This window comes from uncultured Azohydromonas sp. (assembly GCF_937926365.1).
Classification (GTDB): domain Bacteria; phylum Pseudomonadota; class Gammaproteobacteria; order Burkholderiales; family Burkholderiaceae_C; genus Azohydromonas.
In genome coordinates this window covers 1-18,372 of record NZ_CALAOH010000136.1, presented here as the reverse complement: position 1 = coordinate 18,372, position 18,372 = coordinate 1, and the positions used below count along the sequence as shown (strand labels likewise).

Annotated in this window: 19 protein-coding genes and 1 pseudogene; 17 read left to right on the top strand and 3 right to left on the bottom strand. The window is 71.7% G+C overall.

Annotation, left to right across the window (positions count from 1 at the left end; genetic code table 11):
• Window positions 1–93 precede the first annotated feature (93 nt).
• The 3 genes from Q0741_RS14400 to Q0741_RS14390 form a co-directional block, all read right to left on the bottom strand.
• Entirely contained in the window at window positions 94–363 is a 270-nt protein-coding gene (locus Q0741_RS14400; protein ID WP_298233898.1) for a hypothetical protein, read from the bottom strand.
• Window positions 364–483: 120 nt separating this feature from the next.
• Window positions 484–1,245 (bottom strand): cytochrome b/b6 domain-containing protein, encoded by a 762-nt coding sequence (locus Q0741_RS14395; protein WP_298233897.1) that lies wholly within the window; start codon window positions 1,243–1,245, stop codon window positions 484–486.
• 51 nt (window positions 1,246–1,296) lie between these two features.
• Complete coding sequence (locus tag Q0741_RS14390; RefSeq protein WP_298233896.1) at window positions 1,297–1,779, bottom strand: rhodanese-like domain-containing protein; 483 nt, start codon at window positions 1,777–1,779, stop codon at window positions 1,297–1,299.
• A 368-nt stretch (window positions 1,780–2,147) separates the two neighbouring features.
• Between Q0741_RS14390 and Q0741_RS14385 the strand changes: the two genes are divergently transcribed.
• The 17 genes and pseudogenes from Q0741_RS14385 to Q0741_RS14305 all read left to right on the top strand — a co-directional run.
• Window positions 2,148–4,859, top strand: coding sequence for a TonB-dependent receptor (locus Q0741_RS14385; RefSeq protein WP_298233895.1), 2,712 nt, complete (start codon window positions 2,148–2,150; stop codon window positions 4,857–4,859).
• A 196-nt stretch (window positions 4,860–5,055) separates the two neighbouring features.
• Window positions 5,056–7,512 (top strand): DUF1549 and DUF1553 domain-containing protein, encoded by a 2,457-nt coding sequence (locus tag Q0741_RS14380; protein WP_298233894.1) that lies wholly within the window; start codon window positions 5,056–5,058, stop codon window positions 7,510–7,512.
• A gap of 107 nt (window positions 7,513–7,619) precedes the next feature.
• The gene (locus Q0741_RS14375) at window positions 7,620–9,029 is read left to right on the top strand and encodes a DUF1501 domain-containing protein (RefSeq protein WP_298233893.1); all 1,410 of its coding nucleotides are present in this window, start codon (window positions 7,620–7,622) and stop codon (window positions 9,027–9,029) included.
• 102 nt (window positions 9,030–9,131) lie between these two features.
• Window positions 9,132–9,509, top strand: a complete 378-nt coding sequence (locus Q0741_RS14370) for a cytochrome c (protein ID WP_298233892.1) — start codon at window positions 9,132–9,134, stop codon at window positions 9,507–9,509.
• A gap of 5 nt (window positions 9,510–9,514) precedes the next feature.
• Complete coding sequence (locus Q0741_RS14365) at window positions 9,515–9,916, top strand: hypothetical protein (RefSeq protein ID WP_298233891.1); 402 nt, start codon at window positions 9,515–9,517, stop codon at window positions 9,914–9,916.
• Window positions 9,917–9,959: 43 nt separating this feature from the next.
• Window positions 9,960–10,559: a peroxiredoxin gene (locus Q0741_RS14360; protein WP_298233890.1), complete on the top strand. Its 600-nt coding sequence runs from the start codon at window positions 9,960–9,962 to the stop codon at window positions 10,557–10,559.
• A gap of 40 nt (window positions 10,560–10,599) precedes the next feature.
• Window positions 10,600–11,085, top strand: a complete 486-nt coding sequence (locus tag Q0741_RS14355; protein WP_298233889.1) for a cytochrome c — start codon at window positions 10,600–10,602, stop codon at window positions 11,083–11,085.
• Window positions 11,086–11,393: 308 nt separating this feature from the next.
• Complete coding sequence (locus Q0741_RS14350; RefSeq protein ID WP_298233888.1) at window positions 11,394–12,113, top strand: lectin; 720 nt, start codon at window positions 11,394–11,396, stop codon at window positions 12,111–12,113.
• Window positions 12,114–12,421: 308 nt separating this feature from the next.
• Complete coding sequence (ccmA, locus tag Q0741_RS14345) at window positions 12,422–13,069, top strand: cytochrome c biogenesis heme-transporting ATPase CcmA (protein ID WP_298233887.1); 648 nt, start codon at window positions 12,422–12,424, stop codon at window positions 13,067–13,069.
• On the top strand, window positions 13,054–13,731 hold the full coding sequence (gene ccmB, locus Q0741_RS14340) for a heme exporter protein CcmB (protein ID WP_298233886.1): 678 nt from the start codon (window positions 13,054–13,056) through the stop codon (window positions 13,729–13,731). The genes ccmA and ccmB overlap by 16 nt, the downstream gene beginning before the upstream one ends.
• A 33-nt stretch (window positions 13,732–13,764) precedes the next feature.
• Window positions 13,765–14,538: a heme ABC transporter permease CcmC gene (gene ccmC, locus Q0741_RS14335; RefSeq protein ID WP_298233885.1), complete on the top strand. Its 774-nt coding sequence runs from the start codon at window positions 13,765–13,767 to the stop codon at window positions 14,536–14,538.
• On the top strand, window positions 14,535–14,693 hold the full coding sequence (gene ccmD, locus Q0741_RS14330; RefSeq protein ID WP_298233884.1) for a heme exporter protein CcmD: 159 nt from the start codon (window positions 14,535–14,537) through the stop codon (window positions 14,691–14,693). The genes ccmC and ccmD overlap by 4 nt, the downstream gene beginning before the upstream one ends.
• Window positions 14,690–15,157 (top strand): cytochrome c maturation protein CcmE, encoded by a 468-nt coding sequence (gene ccmE, locus Q0741_RS14325; protein WP_298233883.1) that lies wholly within the window; start codon window positions 14,690–14,692, stop codon window positions 15,155–15,157. The genes ccmD and ccmE overlap by 4 nt, the downstream gene beginning before the upstream one ends.
• Window positions 15,154–17,151 (top strand): heme lyase CcmF/NrfE family subunit, encoded by a 1,998-nt coding sequence (locus Q0741_RS14320; protein ID WP_298233882.1) that lies wholly within the window; start codon window positions 15,154–15,156, stop codon window positions 17,149–17,151. The genes ccmE and Q0741_RS14320 overlap by 4 nt, the downstream gene beginning before the upstream one ends.
• On the top strand, window positions 17,148–17,684 hold the full coding sequence (locus Q0741_RS14315) for a DsbE family thiol:disulfide interchange protein (protein WP_298233881.1): 537 nt from the start codon (window positions 17,148–17,150) through the stop codon (window positions 17,682–17,684). Before Q0741_RS14320 ends, Q0741_RS14315 begins: the two co-directional genes overlap by 4 nt.
• Window positions 17,677–18,144, top strand: a complete 468-nt coding sequence (locus Q0741_RS14310; RefSeq protein ID WP_367184116.1) for a cytochrome c-type biogenesis protein — start codon at window positions 17,677–17,679, stop codon at window positions 18,142–18,144. Before Q0741_RS14315 ends, Q0741_RS14310 begins: the two co-directional genes overlap by 8 nt.
• Window positions 18,141–18,372, top strand: a pseudogene (locus Q0741_RS14305) (hypothetical protein); the annotation flags it as partial. The gene Q0741_RS14310 and the pseudogene Q0741_RS14305, both read left to right, overlap by 4 nt.

Sequence of the window (18,372 nt, the reverse complement as noted above, 5' to 3'; positions counted from 1 at the left end):
CCGCCGCGTCCTGCGCCGCGTCCTGCGCCGCGGCCGGGCCGCCCATCCCCAGCGCCGCCGCCAGCACGGCGACGGCCCAGGCAGCGAGGCGGCTCATGCGCCGTCGTCGCTCTTCACGAGCGCCTGGGCCGGCTGCATCGCCTGCTCGCGCCGCTCGCGGCAGGAGGGCGCGCACACGTATTGCACCCGCCCGACGAACTTGCGCGAGCGCAGCTGCGCCCGCGGCTGATGAACCCCGCACAGGAAGCACGACATCGTCCGCGTGCTGTCCGCGTGGCGTTCGCCGAAAGGGGTGCCGTGCGCCTTGCTGACGTAGCGCAGGCCGCTGGCGTCGATCCGGGATCGGGCTGGTTTACTGCTCATGGGTGGTCTCCAATTCCGGGACGCTTGCGTCATCAACTTTCAAGGCGACCCAGGGTGGCCTTGCGCTCGGGAACCCGATCAGGTGGCAGCGGGTCTCGCGACCCGCGCCGCTTGCGGGAATCACCAGCTGTTGGCCGTGGCTGCCGGCGGCTGGGCGGCGGCCTCGGCCGCTTCGTCCCAGAGCGCGCCGCTGGCCGCCATGGTCGCGGCCACGGCCAGCGCCACGGCCACGAGCAGGGCCAGCCGGTTCCCCGGGCGCGTGGGCTCGCCGACGGTCACTTCCTTGTCGCCGGTGAGCATGGGCGTGACCAGGTCGTCCTTCTTGATCAGCCGGTGCAGCACGATGGCCAGCACGTGCAGGCCCACGAAGATCAGCAGGCCGTCGGCCACCAGGTGGTGCAGCCCCGTCATCCGGGCCGAGAGTTCCTCGCTGAAGCGTGACGCCAGCGGGCCCGCAAAGGCGATGTCGTCATTGCTGAACAGCCCCGTGACGGCTTGCGTGCCGACCAGCGCGAGCAATGCGAACACCGACAGCGCGCCCAGCGGGTTGTGCCCGACGCCACGCCATTGGCCGCTGAGGTAGGCCCACAGCCGCGCGGGCGTGGGCGCGAAGTGCGCGAAGCGCGCGTGCGTCGCACCCACGAAACCCCACACCAGCCGGAACACCACCAGGCCCACGCTTGCCAGCCCGGCGCGGCCGTGGACGACCATCCAGTCGCCGCCGATCTGGCCGGTCACGATGGCGGTCAGCACGGCGGCCACGAGGCTCCAGTGGAACAACCGGGTGGGCAGGTCCCACACGCGGATGCGCCGGCGCGGCAGAAGCGCGGGCGCGGACGGCAGGGCTTGATCGGCCTGCGGCAGCGAGGGCAGGGAGTTCATGAGCGGGCCTTGGATGTCAGGTCAACGAAGGGGAACGGGACGGCGCTGGCTTCAGCGCGCGGCCGGAGCCGAGGCGGCATTGCGCGGCGGCCGCGGCTGGATGTGCCGCACGGCCTTGCCGCCTTCCTGCTCGTAGTCCTCCGACCCCGTGGCGCCGGCCACGACGTAGCCCTTGGCCGCCAGCGCGTCGCCCGTGGCGCCGGCGCGCAGCGCGTGGTTGGAGACGGTGAGGATGACGCGGTCCTTGGGCAGGTAGGCCAGGTACGTGTCGATCTCCGCGTTCTGGATGTTCAGGAAGGCGGGGAAGCTGCCGTAGCGGATGAGCTCGTCGGGCCGGCGCAAGTCCAGCACCAGCAGCTTCTCAGGCTGGGCCAGCAGCGCATCGACCTCGGCGGCGTTGAGCCGCTTGGTCTTGTACTTCCAGGCCCGGGCCTGCTGGGCCGCCGCGGGAGCGGCATTGTCCTGCGCCGAGACGTGCGGGGCCGCCAGTGCGGCGGCCAGCAGGACGAGGGCGGAAAGGGTCTTGATCTTCATGGTTGGGATCGGAGTCGATGAGGAAGTCGAGGGCCGTGCGCCAGCGGCACGCCCGCGTGGCCCTGCATCGCAGCATCCATGCCAGCCGCCCGCGCGCCAGCGGCGGCGCCGATCGCGCGGGCTCCACGGCCGCACCAAGGTGGCTGGGCAGCAGCACCTGCGCGGATGCTGTTGCACTGGCAACAGCTGCGCTGGGGCCGGTTCACGGCCGCGCTCCTCCAAACCGCCCGACAGGCCGCGGAAACACCGCCAAAAGCGCATTTTTCCGGCTGATCCGTGCATGAGCTTAGACGCCGACGTTCTAGGTACAGACCCTGCTTTACAGGCCGCAAAGCTTCTTCAATTTCCAGCATCAGGAAAGGCCATCCGTGACCCGCAAGCAGAACCCGGGGCAAGCCCAAGCGCAGCACCGCACCGACGACAACCCGCGCTCCTTCCAACTGACCCCGATCGCCGCCATCGTTGCGGGCATCACCTTTCTTGGTACCTGCAGTGTCCAGGCCCAGGACGCCCCTGAGGCCGCGGCCGCTCCCGAGGCCGCCGCCTCGGCCGCCGAGCAGGAGGCGCCCCAGGCGCTGGGCGCGGTCACGGTGCGCAGCCGCAGCCGCATCGAGAAGCTCCAGGACGTGCCGCTGTCCATCTCGGTGGTGCAGGGCGCCGAGCTCACGCGCCTGGGTGCCAGCGGCATCGAGGAGATCACCAAGCGTGCCGGCAACGTGTCTTGGAACCAGGGCAACCAGCGCACCAGCAGCATCTCGATTCGCGGCATCGGCAAGGTCGGGCAGACCGAGGCGCAGGACCCCAGCGTCGGCCTCATCATCGACGGCGTGAGCTATGCCTACAACGCGCTGAGCTCCAGCTTCGACTTCATCGACATCGACACCGTCGAGGTCTCGCGCGGCCCGCAGGGCACGCTGCTGGGCAAGAACACCAGCGTGGGCAACATCATCATCAACACCAAGCGCCCGTCCTTCACGCCCACGGCGGACTACGCGCTCTCCTTCCGCGAGCGCGACGGGCTGTTCGCCTGGGCCGCGGTGGGCGGCCCGATCCAGGACGATGTGCTCGCCTGGCGCGGCACCTTCTCCGTCAATCGCGGCGAGGGCGACATCAAGAACCAGTACAACAACGACGTCACCTACACCAACAAGGACCGCGTCTCCGGGCGCGTGCAGTTCCTGCTGCGCCCCAGCGCCGACTTCAGCGCGCTCACGCGCTTCGAGCTGCAGCCGCGCGCCGGCGAGACCACCAACGGCCGCTCGTACAACCGTCCCCCGCCGGCCACGTACCTCGACGGCACCGCCCTCAAGCCGACGGCCTCGGCCTACGACACCACGAACCGCCTGTCGCGCCGCTGGTTCACGCAGCTGGGCAGCTACACGCTCGACGACTACTACAACACGATCAACAACGACGCCGCGCGCGGCCTGGTGACCGGCAGCCGCGGCGCCTCGGCCGAGCTCAACTGGAAGCTCGCGGGCGACCACACGCTGACCTCGATCACCGCCTACAAGGACTACCACTTCAACGCCGTCAACGACGAGGGCACGCCCTTCGACGTCTACCGCAACTCCGGCGGCTACTGGAACGACTACAAGCAGATCAGCCAGGAGCTGCGCCTGTCCTCGCCGGTGGGCGGCTTCGTGGACTACCAGGCCGGCGCGTACCTCCTCAGGGTCAAGAACTCGGCCACCTACAACCGTGTCTTCGGCAACGATGCCGGCGCCTGGTTCACCTCGGCCGCGCAGTACGGCACGCTGGACGCCGACGGCGCCGGCCGCTACCTGATGGCCAGCTCGCTGGCCAACCTCAAGCTGGCCACCCGCGACACGACGGGCGTGCAGGACATCGACAACAAGAGCGGCGCGCTCTTCACCCAGGCCAACTGGCACCTCAGCGAGGCCTTCACGCTCACCACCGGCGTGCGCGTGACGCGCGAGATACGCCGCAACACGGGCTCCTCGGTCATCGTGGACAACGGCTCCGCGCCGGAGCTCAACCCGGTGTCCATCGGCGGCGTCAGCCTGGGCGGCTTCGCCACCGACGCCAGCGGCAAGCTGGGCACCAACAGCGCCGCGCAGCTGGCGCTGGCCGACTCGACGGCGCAGAAGTACTTCGGCGTGGCGAGCTACGCGGCGCTGACGCCGGACCAGCAGAAGCAGGTCGCCGCGGCCAAGGCGGTGCGGCTGGCGCAGCTGGGCGTGCTGTTCAACCCGGCCCAGGCGCAGCCCTACATCGCCACCCAGCCCACCATCACGCTGAGCCCCAGCTACAAGGTCAACCCCAACCTCACCGCCTACTTCTCGTTCCAGCATGGCGAGAAGGCCGGCATCGCCCAGTTCTTCAATGGCGTGTCCTACCCGGTGAAGGCGGAGAAGACCAACAACTTCGAGCTGGGCTTCAAGTCCACGCTGCTGGACAAGGCGCTGGTGCTCAACGCCGACGTGTTCCATTCCAAGATCAAGGACTACCAGGGCTCGGTGCGGCTGCTCGACGCCTACACCACGAAGCTGAACCAGGACGCCGGCAAGGCCGACCCCAACGCCTACGCCACCGTCACCAGCAACGCGCCCAAGGTCAAGGTCTCGGGCCTGGAGGTGGATGCCTTCTACGCCGGCCTGCGCAACGTCACGCTGCGCTTTGCCGGCGCCTACAACCGCGCGGTGTACGAGAGCTTCCCCAACGCCGCCTACCCGGTGGAGGAGGGCAACCTCGTGAGCCTCGCCAACCCCTTCAAGGACGTCAGCGGCAAGACGCTGCCGGGCGCGCCGAAGTTCACCTTCAACATCGGGGCCGACTACCGCACGCCGGTGTTCGGCGACAAGGAGTTCCACGTCGCGGGCAACGTGGCGTACACGTCGAGCTACCTCTCGGACAACGCGCTGTCGATCCATTCGCGCATTCCAGGCAACTACCTCGTGGACGCGGCCGTGGGCGTGGGCAAGCGCGACAAGAGCTTCGACGTGAGCCTGCTGGTGAAGAACCTCTTCAACAACACCACGCCGACTTCGCAGAGCTGGACCAGCTACACCCCGGGCACGCCGCGCTCCTTCGGCATCCAGATCACCGGGAAGCTCTGAGCGGCGCGGCTGCGCCGCCGCCAACAGGCCTGTTGCCGCGCTGCTGCGCCGGCAACAGTGCCGACCCCACGCCCGGGCGCCGCGCACGCGCACGCCCGGACAGGCCGGGCGGCCGCAAGACGCGGCCGGCCTGGCGCGGTAGTTGCACAAGTAAACGAGGCTCTCCCGTCCTCGCTGCTGCATCAGGAGCAAGACCATGAAAAGCATCAACAGGCACATTCACCTCGCCGTTCTCCTTTCGATCGCGTCGCTGGCGGCTGCCGCCGCCGACCAGCCGCCGGCCAAGGATGCGCCCAAGGCCGCCGCCGCGAAGCCCTGGCCCTACCAGAGCCTCAAGCGCCCCGCGGTACCCCAGGTGCAGGACGCGCGCTGGGTGCGCACGCCCATCGACGCCTTCGTGCTCGCCAGGCTGGAGGCCAAGTCGCTCAAGCCCTCGGCCGAGGCCGAGCGCGCGGCCTTCATCCGCCGCGCCACGCTCGACGCCTGGGGCCTGCTGCCCACGCCCGAGGAGGTGAAGGCCTTCGTGGCGGACAAGTCGCCCAACGCGCATGAAAAGCTGGTGGACCGGCTGCTGGCCTCGCCGCGCTACGGCGAGCGCCAGGGCCGGCGCTGGCTGGACCTGGCGCGCTACGCCGACAGCGACGGCTACAACACCGACGGCAACCGGCCCAACATGTGGCGCTACCGCGACTACGTGATCAAGGCCTTCAACGACGACAAGCCCTTCGACCGCTTCGTCAAGGAGCAGCTCGCCGGCGACGAGCTGTGGCCCGACAACAATGAGGCGCTGGTCGCCACCGGTTTCCTGCGCAGCTTCCCGGACGAGATCAACGCGCGCGACCTCAACCTCAAGAAGCAGGAGGTGGCCAACGACCTCACCGACACCGTCGGCTCGGTGTTCCTGGGCACCACGTTCAACTGCGCGCAGTGCCACGACCACAAGTACGACAAGCTCTCGCAGAAGGAGTACTACCAATTCCAGGCCTTCTTCGTCAACGCGAGCTGGCGCGACGACGTGCTGGCGCTCTCGGGCAAGGAGCGCGCGGAGTACGAGCTCAAGAAGGCCAAGTGGGAGGCGGCGACCAAGGACATCCGCGACCAGCAGGAGGCCATCCTCAAGCCCGTCATCGACAAGCTGGAGTCCGACCGGCTCTCCGGCTTCGTGCCGGCCACGCGCGAGTCGATCATGAAGCCCGCCAGCGAGCGCAATGCCTACGACCGCTGGATCTACCACCGCAACCTCTGGACCATGCAGGGGCGCACGCGCAACGCCGTCAACCAGCTGCGCACGCGCGACAAGGAGAACTACGCCAAGTACCAGGCGCTGGCGGAGGAGCTGCGGAAGTTCGACCATCTCAAGCCCAGGGACCCCGGCAACATCTCCACCATGACGGAGCTGGGCCACGCCGATGCGCCGCCCACGCGCGTGCTGTTCAAGGGCATCTACGACCGGCCGCTGGACGAGGTGCAGCCCGGCTTCCCGGCGCTGTTCACGGAGCAGAAGCCCAGCATCCAGCCCACGGCCACGTCGTCGGGGCGGCGCACCGCGCTGGCCAACTGGCTCACCAGCGCGGACAACCCGCTCACGGCGCGCGTGTTCGTCAACCGCCAGTGGGCCCAGTTCTTCGGCCGCGGCATCGTCGAGACGGTGAGCGACTTCGGCAAGGCCGGCACCAGGCCCACGCATCCGGAGCTGCTGGACTACCTGGCCGACGATTTCGCGCGCAACGGCTGGAGCGTGAAGAAGCTGCACCGCCAGATCATGCTTTCCAGCGTGTACCGCCAGGCTTCCACGCCGCGCGCCGATACCGCGGCTGACCCGGACAACAAGCTGCTGTGGGCCTTCCCGCGCCAGCGCCTGGAGGCCGAGCAGATCCGCGACTCGCTGCTGGCCGCCGCGGGGTTGCTGGAGGAGAAGCTCGGCGGCCCGGCGGTGATGCCGCCGCTGCCGCCCAACTTCGACATCGGCGGCCAGCGCAGCGCCTGGGTGACCTCGGAGAACCCGCACGACCACTACCGCCGCAGCGCCTACATCTTCGTGCGGCGCAACAACCCGTACCCGCTGCTGGACACCTTCGACTGGGCCAACCCGCAGAACGTGCACAACAAGCGTGACGTGACCACCACCGCGCCGCAGGCGCTGGCGCTGGTCAACAGCGAGCTGGTGTTCGAGTGGTCCAAGGCCCTGGCCGGGCGGCTGCAGAAGGAGGCGCCCGCCAGCGAGGCGGCACAGCTGGATCGGCTGTTCCAGATCCTGTACTCGCGGCTGCCTTCGCTGGAGGAGAAGCGTGCGCTGCTGGCCTTCCTGGACAAGCAGGAGGCGCTGCTGCGCAAGCAGGCCAGCGGCGGCAAGAAGCTCAACGTGCCCGAGGGCTGGGGCGTGAAGCCCGAGGTCGCCGGCCAGATCGACAAGTTCTACAAGACCGTGTACGGCCGCGCGCCCGATCGCTTCGAGAAGGCCTCCTTCGTGCAGTACCTGGACAAGCAGCAGGAGAAGGCGGCCAAGGCCCGCGGCGCGGGCGACGACGACGAGGACGACGCGCCCAGCGCCGCGCGCAAGGGCGAGGGCAAGCAGGACCCCGCCCGCGCCGCGGCCTTCGTGGACCTGGTGCACGCCGTGGCCAACTCCAACGAGTTCCTCTACCGCTTCTGACCCGCACTCACCGTTCGCCCCGGGCCCGTCGGAGGGCTCAGCCCGAACGGTGGTTTTCGGTACTTACGAAACGACCTTTGAATCCTCAAGAACAAGGACGACGCACCATGAGCAACTTCTCTCGCCGCGACTTCCTGGGCCTGGCAGGCGCCGGCCTGGGCGGCCTCATCCTGCCCGGCGGTGCCTTCGCCGCCGACGCGCTGGACCCCATCGCCCCGCGCCCGCCGCACTTCACGCCCCGCGCCAAGGCCGTGATCTGGCTGCACATGGCCGGCGCGCCCAGCTCGCTGGACCTCTTCGACTACAAGCCCGAGCTGGTGCGCCTCAACGGCACGCCGCTGCCGGACTCCTTCGGCAAGAACCTCAAGACCGCCACCGATGGTGGCGTGGGCAACCTCTACGCCACCAAGCGCACCTGGAAGCAGCACGGCGAGAGCGGCGCCTGGGTCTCGGACTGGCTGCCCCACATCGCCACGCAGGCCGACAAGATCGCCTTCCTCAAGGGCAGCAAGACCGAGGGCAGCACGCACGTGATCGCCTCGCTCAAGCTGCACACCAGCGGGCTGGTGCCGGGGCGCCCGGCGCTGGGCTCGTGGGTGCAGTACGGCCTGGGCTCGGCCAACCCGGACCTGCCGGCCTTCGTGGTGCTGCCCACGGGCAAGGGCTCGGCCGGCGGCGGCCGCGGCGCGGTGATCTGGAGCTCGGGCTTCCTGCCCGCGGCCTACCAGGGCACGGCCTTCCGCCAGGGCGACCTGCCCATCCTGCACCTGGCGCGCCCCGACGGCGTGAGCGCCGAGGAGCAGCGCGCCACGCTGGACCTGCTCAAGTCGCTCAACGAGCGCCAGGCCGGGCGCTACCCCGGCGACACCGAGCTGCAGGCGCGCGCCAAGTCCTACGACCTGGCCTACCGCATGCAGAGCTCGGCGCCCGAGGCCGTGGACCTCGGCAAGGAAAGCGCCGCCACCAAGGCGCTCTACGGCATCGATGCCAAGGAAACCGAGGAGTACGGCACCGCGCTGCTGCGCGCGCGCCGCCTGGTGCAGCGCGGCGTGCGCTTCGTGCACGTCATCTCCGGCGCGCCGGACAACAGCGTGGACAGCTGGGATGCGCACAACGGCATCGAGAAGAACCACAGCGTGATGTGCAAGCAGGTGGACAAGCCGGTGGCCGGGCTGCTGGCCGACCTGGCCTCGCACGGGCTGCTCGACAGCACGCTGGTGGTGTGGGCCTCGGAGTTCGGCCGCACCCCCTACGGCCAGACCGGCGACGGGCGCGACCACAACCCCTGGGGCTACACGCAGTGGATCGCCGGCGGCGGCGTCAAGCCCGGCAGCTACGGCGCCACCGACGAGATTGGGCTGCGCGCGGTCAGCGGCATCGTGGACACCTACGACCTGCAGGCCACGGTGCTGCACCAGCTCGGCCTGGACCACAAGAAGCTCATCTTCACCCACCAGGGCCGCGCCGAGAAGGCCACCACCGTCTTCGGCGAGGTGGTCAAGGACATCCTGGCCTGAAGCCCCGCCCGGCCTTCGCGGCCGGGCCCGTTCACCCACGCTGCCGGCAGCCGTGGCGTCTGCGCCGCCGCGGCCACCGGTCCGTGCCAAGTCATCGATTCCATGCGCAAGACCCTTGTATTCATCGCGCTGCACCTGGCCCTGCTGGGCGGTGTCGCGTCCGCACAGTTCGAGATTCGCGACGACGACATGCGCGACATCGAGGACACGCTCAAGAGCCTGGACTCCAACGTCGCGCTCAAGCAGCCCAAGGCGGCGGCGGAAGCCGCCGAGCTGCAGGCCTACTTCCAGAAGGTCGAGGGCGTCTATGCCGCCAAGCCTGACGCCGCCGACGGCGTGGGCTTCTCGCGCAAGACGGTCGAGCTGGCCGCCAAGGTGCGCGCGGCCGTGGAGGCGGGCGACTTCGACGCCGCCGGCGACGCGGTCGGGCTGCTCACGCGCAGCTGCAAGACCTGCCACGACGTGTACAAGGAAAACTGAAGGCCATGGCCGCCCGTTCCCTTTGCCGCGGCCTGGCCGGCGCGGCCCTGCTGGGGCTGCTGCTGGCGCTGCCCGCGCGTTCGGCCAGCCTGTTCCAGTTCGACGTGTGGATGCGCGCCATCGACCAGCGCAGCGTCAGCGTGCAGCGCCACATCGCGGCCCGGAGCGTGGAGGCCGCCACGGCCGACGCGCGCGAGCTCGAACGCCTGTACGGCCTGATGGAACGCTACTTCGTCGAGGACTACGCCGCCCGCGACGGCGAGCAGATCTCGCAGGACGGCCGGCTGCTCGCGGCGCTGATCCCCGGCGCGCTGGAGCGCGGCGACTTCGACGCCGCGGCGCGCGCCGCGCGCGAGATCGCGCTGGCCTGCAACGACTGCCACGACCCCTACAAGCCTTTCAAGTAGCCGCCTGGCGCGCTGACGCGCCGGCGCTCCGGAGCCCGAGACCATGTATCCCTTCCTGCAGCAGGCCCTGGCCACGGTGGCGTTCGCCGCCGCCGGGGCGCTCCTTGCCACCTCCGCCCGCGCCGCGCTGCGCGAGGGCGACAGCGCCCCGGCGTTCCAGGCCCGCGCCTCGCTGGCCGGCCAGGCCTTCGACTACAAGCTCCAGGACGCGCTGGCCCGCGGGCCGGTGGTCGTGTACTTCTACCCCGCGGCCTACACCGGCGGCTGCAACCTGCAGGCCCGCACCTTCGCCGAGCGCATGCCCGAGTTCGAGGCCGCCGGCGCCTCGGTGGTGGGCGTGTCGCTGGACGGCATCGAGCGGCTCAACGAGTTCTCCGCCGATCCGCAGTACTGCGCCGGCAAGCTGCCCGTGGCCTCGGATGCCGATGGCCGCATCGCGCGCGGCTTCGACGTGGGCGTCAGCGCCACGCCGTCCGGGCGCAGGGACACGCGGGGCCGCGACATCGACCACGGGCGCGCCGACCGCACCACCTTCGTGCTGCGCACGGACGGCCGCGTGGCCGCCGTGATCGGCGGCATCGCCCCCGACGCCAACGTGCTGCAGGCGCTGCAGGCCGTGCGCCGGATCGCGCCCGCGCGCTGAACAACCCGTTTTCTCCTCAACCACCGACTCAGGGAAGCCCATGAAACCTCATCCCAAGACCCTGCTGGCGCCCGTGCTCGCGCTGGGCCTGCTGGCCGCCAGCCTGGGCGCCGGCGCGCAGCAGGCGCAGCAGCCCAAGCCCGAGCAGCTCATCAAGTGGCGCCAGTCCGCCTACCAGGTGCTGGGCTGGAACACCGCGCGCATCCGCGCCAACGTCGAAGGCACCTACAACAAGGAGGAGGTGATCAGGGCGGCCAACACCATCGCCGCCATCGCCAACTCCGGGATGGGCTCGCTCTACGCGCCGGGCACCGAGACCGGCAAGGGCTGGCACGACACCACGGTCAAGCCCGCGCTGTTCACCGACGGCAAGAAGGCCGGCGAGGCCGCCGCCGCCTTCAACAAGGAGGCCAACGAGCTGGCCCGGGTGGCGCTGAGCGGCGACGTTGCCGCCGTCAAGGCCCAGGCCGCGGCGGTGCAGCGCAGCTGCAAGGGCTGCCACGACGACTTCCGCAACGCGAACTGATACGGATCCCAGTTGGTTTTCGAACGCTGAAAACCCGTTCGTGCTGACCCTTCGATACCTCAGGGCAGGGTGCGCCCTGCGGGCGCATCGAAGTACGAGCGGGCGCTGCGGCCTGCCGCGCAGTCGGGGCCGTTCACCCTTCGATACCTCAGGGCGAACGGAATACGCGTTTGAAAACTTCATGGGACCCGTATGAGGCCTCCACACCCGTTTTCCTTTCGGGCGCCGGGACGGCCCGCCATGGCGGCCGTCCTCTCCACGGGCGGGTTCTCCCGCCTCTTTTTTCGTCTTCCTTCCGGAGCTGCTCCATGTCCCACAAGCCTTTCTCCCTGTGCCTGCGCGGCACGCTGCTGGCCGCCTGCGCGGCGCTGCTGCCGCTGGCAGCCTCGGCCCAGCAGGCCCCGGCCAATGCCGCTTCGGCGCCGCGCACCCCGCCGCCGCCCTTCAGCTTCTTCGTCACCAGCGTGGGCGTGGGGCAGGGCGCGAACCTCGGCGGCCTGGCCGGCGCCGATGCGCATTGCCAGAAGCTCGCCACCGCGGCCGGCGGCGGTGCCAAGACCTGGCGCGCCTACCTCAGCACCCAGGCCGCCGACGGGCAGCCCGCGGTGAACGCGCGCGACCGCATCGGCACCGGGCCCTGGCACAACACCCGCGGCGCCGTGATCGCGCGCGACGTGGCGCACCTGCACGGCGACACGCTGGAGCTGGCGCGGCTGGGCAGCAACCTCAGCCGCAACAGCGTGTTCACCGAGAAGAACGAGCCCGTCAAGGGCTCCGGCAGCCAGCCCAACGAGCACGACATCCTCACCGGCTCGCAGCCCGACGGCCGCGCCTTCACGGACGCCGAGGACCGCACCTGCAAGAACTACACGAGCTCGGGCGAGGGCAGCGTGCAGGTGGGCCACTTCGACCGCACCGGCGGCGGCAACACGTCCTGGAACTCGGCCCACCGCAGCCGTGGCTGCAGCCAGGAAAACCTGGTGAGCACGGGCGGGGCGGGGCTGCTCTACTGTTTCGCGATCAACTGAACCAGGCATTGCACCACGCAACCGGCTGATCCCTTCGAAGGCACGCCGCTGTTCGGTGAAGGTGAATTGCGTAGGCGCTGCCCGCTCCGGTCGTGCGGGCCGCCCATCCCGCCGCATACCCATGCGCGCATTCGTTCGTTAACCGCGATGGCGGCGGCCGATACAGTCCCTTTCAACTGGTCCGCCACTCCGATGCGGACGCACCCATAACACGCGGCCCCGCCGCCGCGGCCTCTTCGCCTTGCCACGATGTTCCCCTCGTATCCCGCCGCGCCGCGGCGTGCCCGCCTTCAACGGAGCCCGCGCCCATGAGCCTGCAGGCGCGCCACCTCAGCCAGTCCCGCGGCGAGCGCGTGCTGTTCGAGGCGCTGAGCTTCGAGCTGCGGCCCGGCCAGGCGCTGTGGGTGCGCGGCGCCAACGGCAGCGGCAAGACCAGCCTGCTGCGCCTGCTGTGCGGGCTGGCCTGGCCCGCCGCGGGCGAGGTGGCCTGGCATGGCAAGCCCATCCGTGGCCTGGCCGAGGCCTTCCAGGCGCAGCTGATCTACCTGGGCCACGCCCAGGGCCTCAAGGACGAGCTCAGCGCCCAGGAGAACCTGTGCTTCGCCGCGGCCCTGTCCGGGCGGCCCTGCAGCAGCGCCCAGGCCCGCGCGGCGCTGGCGCTGCTGGGCCTGGACGCGCAGGCGCGGCTGCCGCTGCGCGCGCTGTCGCAGGGGCAGCGCAAGCGCGCGGCGCTGGCGCGGCTGGCGCTGCCCGGCACGCCCGCGCTGTGGGTGCTGGACGAACCGTTCTCGGCGCTGGACACCGCCGCCATCGAAGGGCTGCAGGGGCTGCTGGGCGCGCACCTCGCGCGCGGCGGGCTGGCGGTCTACACCACGCACCAGGCGGCGTCGCCCGCCTCGGTCAGCCCGCGCGAACTGCACCTGGGCGGGGAGGCCGGCGCATGGCGGCTGCACTGAGCGCGGTGCCGGCGCTGCTGCGGCGCGAACTGCTGCTGGCCGCGCGCCGCCGCGGCGAACTGCTCACGCCGCCTTGCTTCTTCGCCCTGGTGGCGGCGCTGTTCCCGCTGGGCCTGGGGCCGGAGCCCGCGCTGCTGCGCGCGGCCGCGCCGGGCGTGCTGTGGGTGGCGGCGCTGCTGGCCACGCTGCTGGCACTGCCGCGGCTGTTCGCGCCCGACCAGGCCGACGGCACGCTGGAGCAGCTGCTGCTGGCGCCGTCGCCGCTGGCGCTGCTGGTGGCGGTGAAGGTGGCCGCGCACTGGCTGCTGTGCGGGCTGCCGCTGGTGCTGCTGGCGCCGCTGCTGGCGCTGCAGTACGGCCTGCCGGCCGGCGCCGTGGCCGTGGCCGCCGCCGCGCTGCTGCTGGGCACGCCCGCGCTGAGCCTGCTGGGCACGCTGGGCGCGGCGCTCACGCTGGGCGCGCGTGGCGGCCACGCGCTGCTGGCGGTGCTGGTGCTGCCGCTGTTCGTGCCGGTGCTCGTCTTCGGCGCCGGCGCGGTGGACGCCCAGCTGCAGGGCCTGGACCCGGCTCCCCACCTGAAGCTGCTGGGCGCGGTGCTGGCCGCCGCCGGCGTGCTCGCGCCCTGGGGCGGCGCCGCGGCGCTGCGCCTGACCCTCGATTGACGACTCAACCTTTTCCCGATGGCTGCACGCACCGTGACCCCACTCGACGCCGCTCCGCCCGGGCCGCCCCCGCGGCTGGGCTGGACGCGCTTTTCCTCGCCGCCGCGCTTCCACGCCTTGTGCACCCGGCTGCTGCCCGTGCTGTGGACGCTGGCCGCGCTGCTGAGCCTCGCGGGCCTGGTGCTGGGGCTGGGCGTGGCGCCCACCGACGCGCAGCAGGGCGAGGTCTACCGCATCCTGTTCGTGCACGTGCCCGCGGCCTGGATCGGCATGGTCTGCTACCTCGCCATGGCCTTCTGGGGCGGCATCGGGCTGGCATTCAACACGCGGCTGGCCTTCCTGGTGATGCGGGCGCTGGCGCCCACGGGCGCGGCCTTCACGGCGCTGTGCCTGTGGAGCGGCGCGCTGTGGGGACAGCCGACCTGGGGCACCTGGTGGGTGTGGGACGCGCGGCTGACCTCCATGCTGCTGCTGCTGTTCCTCTATGCCGGCTTCCTGGCGCTGGTGTCGGCCATCGACGACCCGCGCCGCGCCGACCGCGCCGGCGCGGTGCTGGCGCTGGGCGGCGCGGTCAACGTGCCGGTGATCTACGGCTCGGTGCTGTGGTGGAACACGCTGCACCAGGGCGCCTCCATCACGCCGCGCGGCGCCTCCATGGCCGCGCCCATGCTGTGGGCGCTGCTGGCCTGCTCGCTGGGGCTGTGGGCCTACGCGGCGGCGGCCGTGCTCTCCCGGGCGCGCACGCTGGCGCTGGAGCGCGAGCGCGGCGCCGAGTGGGTGCGCCGCCTGGCGGAGGCGAAGCGATGAGCGGCGGCTGGTTGACCTGGGCCGCGATGGGCGGCCATGGCGGCTACGTCTGGGCCTCGGTAGGGGCGCTGGCCGTGCTGGTGGGGGGGGAGGTCGTGGCGCTGCGCCGGCGCCACCGCCGCGCGCTGCACGACATCGCGCGGAGGCCGTCATGAAGGCCTGGCATCGGCGCGGCCTGATGGTCGCCGCGGCGCTGTCGCTGCTGGGGCTGGCCACGGCCCTGGTGCTGTCGGCCTTCCGCGACAACCTGGTGTTCTTCTACTCGCCCAGCCAGGTCGCGGCTGGCGAAGCACCGGCGCAGCGCGGCTTTCGCCTGGGCGGGCTGGTGGAGGAGGGTTCACTGCAGCGCGCGGGCGACGGGCTGGAGGTGCGCTTCGTGATCACGGACCACGCGCGGCGCGTGCCCGTGGCCTATCGCGGCGCGCTGCCCGACCTGTTTCGCGAAGGCCGCGGCGTGGTGGCGCAGGGCCGGCTCGAAGGCGAGGGCGCGCAGCGCCGCTTCGTGGCGGCCGAGGTGCTGGCCAAGCACGACGAGAACTACATGCCGCCGGAGGCCGCGCAGGCGCTGCGGCAGGCCGAGGCCGGCGCGCGTGCCGGCGCGGCGGGAGGCCGGCCGTGATCCCGGAGCTGGGCCATTTCGCGCTGATCCTCGCGCTGCCGCTGGCCCTGGCGCTGGGGGTGCTGCCCCTGCTGGGCGCCCGGTACGGGAGCGCGCGGCTGATGGCCGTGGCGCGCCCGGCGGCGCTGGCGCAGGGCCTGTGCATGGCGCTGGCGCTGGGCACGCTGGTGCATGCCTTCGCAACCACCGACTTCTCGGTGCGCTACGTGGCCGAGCACGCCAACCGCACGCTGCCGCTGCACTACCGCGTGGCCGGCACCTGGGGCGGGCACGAGGGCTCGCTGCTGCTGTGGGTGGGCATCCTGGCGGGCTGGATCGTGGCGGTGGCGCTGGGCAGCCGCGGCCTGCCGCGGCCCTTCGCCGCGCGCGTGCTGGCGGTGCTGGGGCTGGTGGAGGCGGGTTTCATCGCCTTCATCCTGCTGGGCAGCAATCCCTTCGAGCGCGGCTGGCCGGCGCCGGCCGATGGCCGCGACCTCAACCCGCTGCTGCAGGACCCCGGCATGGTGCTGCACCCGCCGCTGCTCTACATGGGCTACGTGGGCTTCTCGGTGGCCTTCGCCTTCGCGCTGGCGGCGCTGATCGAGGGCCGCTTCGATGCCGTCTGGACGCGCTGGACCCGCCCGTGGACGCTGGCGGCCTGGGCCTTCCTCACCGGCGGCATCCTGCTGGGCAGCTTCTGGGCCTACTACGAGCTGGGCTGGGGCGGCTGGTGGTTCTGGGACGCGGTGGAGAACGCCTCGCTCATGCCCTGGCTGGCGGGCACGGCGCTGATCCACTCGCTGGCGGTGTCGGAGAAGCGCGGCGGCTTCAGGCACTGGACGGTGCTGCTGGCCATCCTGTGCTTCTCGCTGTCGCTGCTGGGCACCTTCCTGGTCCGCTCGGGCGTGCTGAGCTCGGTGCACGCCTTCGCCGCCGATCCGCGCCGCGGCGCGTTGCTGCTGGCTTTCCTGGCGGTGGTGGTCGGCGTGTCGCTGGCGCTGTACGGCTGGCGCGCGGCGCAGGTGGGCGCGGGGCCGCGCTTCGCGCCGTTCTCGCGCGAATCGCTGCTGCTGGTGAACAACGTGCTGCTGGTGTCGGCCACCGCCACGGTGCTGCTGGGCACGCTGTACCCGCTGGTGCTGGACGCCCTGGGCCTGGGGCGCATCTCGGTGGGCGCGCCGTACTTCGAGGCGGTGATCGTGCCGCTGATGCTGCCGCTGCTGTTCCTGCTCGGCGTGGGCCCGTTCCTGGCCTGGAAACGGGCCGAGGCGGGCACGGCCTGGCGCCGGCTGCGGCTGCTGCTGTTCATCGCGCTGGACGTGGCGGTGGCGGCCGGCGTGGCGCTGGCGCTGTCGCCGCTGGCGGCGCTGGGGCTGGGCCTGGCCGCCTGGGTGGCGGGCAGCGCGTTGTGGCAACTGGCGCAGCGCGTGGCCGCGGCGCCGGCGCGCACGCCCATCTGGCGGCGGCTGCGCGCCGTGCCGGGCGGGCATTGGGGCTTGGTGCTGGCGCATCTGGGCGTGGGCGTGTTCGTGGCCGGCGTGACGCTGGTCAAGAGCCTGGAGAGCGCGCACGACCTGAGCCTGCGCCCGGGCGAGAGCGGGCGCGCCGGCGCCTACGTGCTGCGCCTGGTGGACACGCGCCAGGAGCGCGGCCCGAACTACCTGGCGGCGCAGGCGCGCTTCGAGCTGCTGCGCGAGGGCCGCGTGGTGGCCGAACTGCGGCCGGAGAAGCGCTTCTACGTCGCCCGTCAGATGCCCATGACCGAAGCCGCCATCGACCGCGGCTTCACGCGGGACGTCTACCTCTCCATTGCCGAGATCACGCCGGACCAGCGCTGGATCGTGCGCATGCACTTGAAGCCCTTCATGGGCTGGATCTGGGCCGGCGTGCTGCTCATGGCGCTGGGTGGGGCCGTGTCCGCCGCGGACCGGCGCCTGCGCCGCGCTCCCGTGGCGCGCGCCGAATCGGCTTGCGCGCCTTCTTCCACTTCCCTGGCGAACGCCGCTGTCTCATGAGAATCCGACCTTTACTGGGCTTGCCGCTGGTGGCCTTCGCCGTGCTGGTGCTGTTGCTGGGCCGCGGGCTGCAGCTCGATGCGCACGAGCTGCCGTCCCCGCTGATCGGCAAGCCCGCGCCGGCCTTCAACCTGCAGCGCCTGGACGCGCCGGGCACGCGTTTCGTGCCGGCGCAGATGCGCGGCAAGGTGTGGGTGCTCAACGTCTGGGCCTCCTGGTGCGCGCCGTGCCGCGCCGAGCTGCCCGCCGTCCAGGCGCTGGCCGAGGGAGCCAGGGTGTCCGTCGTGGGCCTGAACTACAAGGACTCGGCCGAGGGCGCGCGCGAGTGGCTGAAGGCCAACGGCAACCCCTACGCGTTCACGGCGCTGGACACGCAGGGCAAGGCGGGCATCGACTGGGGCGTGTACGGCGTGCCCGAGACCTTCGTGATCGACCAGCGCGGCGTGGTGCGCCACAAGCACACCGGCCCGCTCACGCCGGAGACGGTGCGCAAGGAACTGCTGCCGCTGATCGAGAGGCTCAACCGTGGCTGAGCGCGGCGTACAGGCCGTCGGCCCAGGCACCGGCGCCTGGGCCCGCCGCGCGGGCGCGCTGCTGCTGGCGCTGGCCGCGGGTGCGGCTGCCGCGGCGCTGCCGGACCCGGTGCTGGAGGCGCGCGTGGCGCGGCTGTCCGAGGAGCTGCGCTGCCTCGTGTGCCGCAACCAGAGCCTGGCCGACTCCGACGCCGAGCTGGCGCGGGACCTCAAGCGGGAGTTGCGCGAGCAACTGGCCGCCGGGCGCTCCGAGGGCGAGGTGCGCGACTACCTCGTGCAGCGCTACGGCGATTTCGTGCTCTACCGGCCGCCGTTGAAGGCCAGCACCGCGCTGCTGTGGATCGCTCCGCTGCTGCTGCCGCTGGCCGGGCTGGCCGTGCTGTGGTCGCGCTGGCGCCGCGCGCGCGGCGAGGACGATGAGGACGCCGCACCCGTACAAGGCGGGGAGGGCGCGGCATGAGCGGCTTCATCCTGAGCGCCGCCGCGCTGAGCCTGCTGGTGCTGGCCCTGCTGCTGGTGCCGCTGCTGCGCACCGATGCCGAGCCGGCCGAGCCGCCGCGCAGGCGCCTGGCGCTGCTCGTCGCGCTGGCGCTGCCGCTGGCGGCCGGGGGCGGCTATGCGTATTGGGGCGCCTGGACGGGCCTGCGGGCCGCGCTGGGCTGCGCCCAGGCTGGGCTGAAGACGGCCT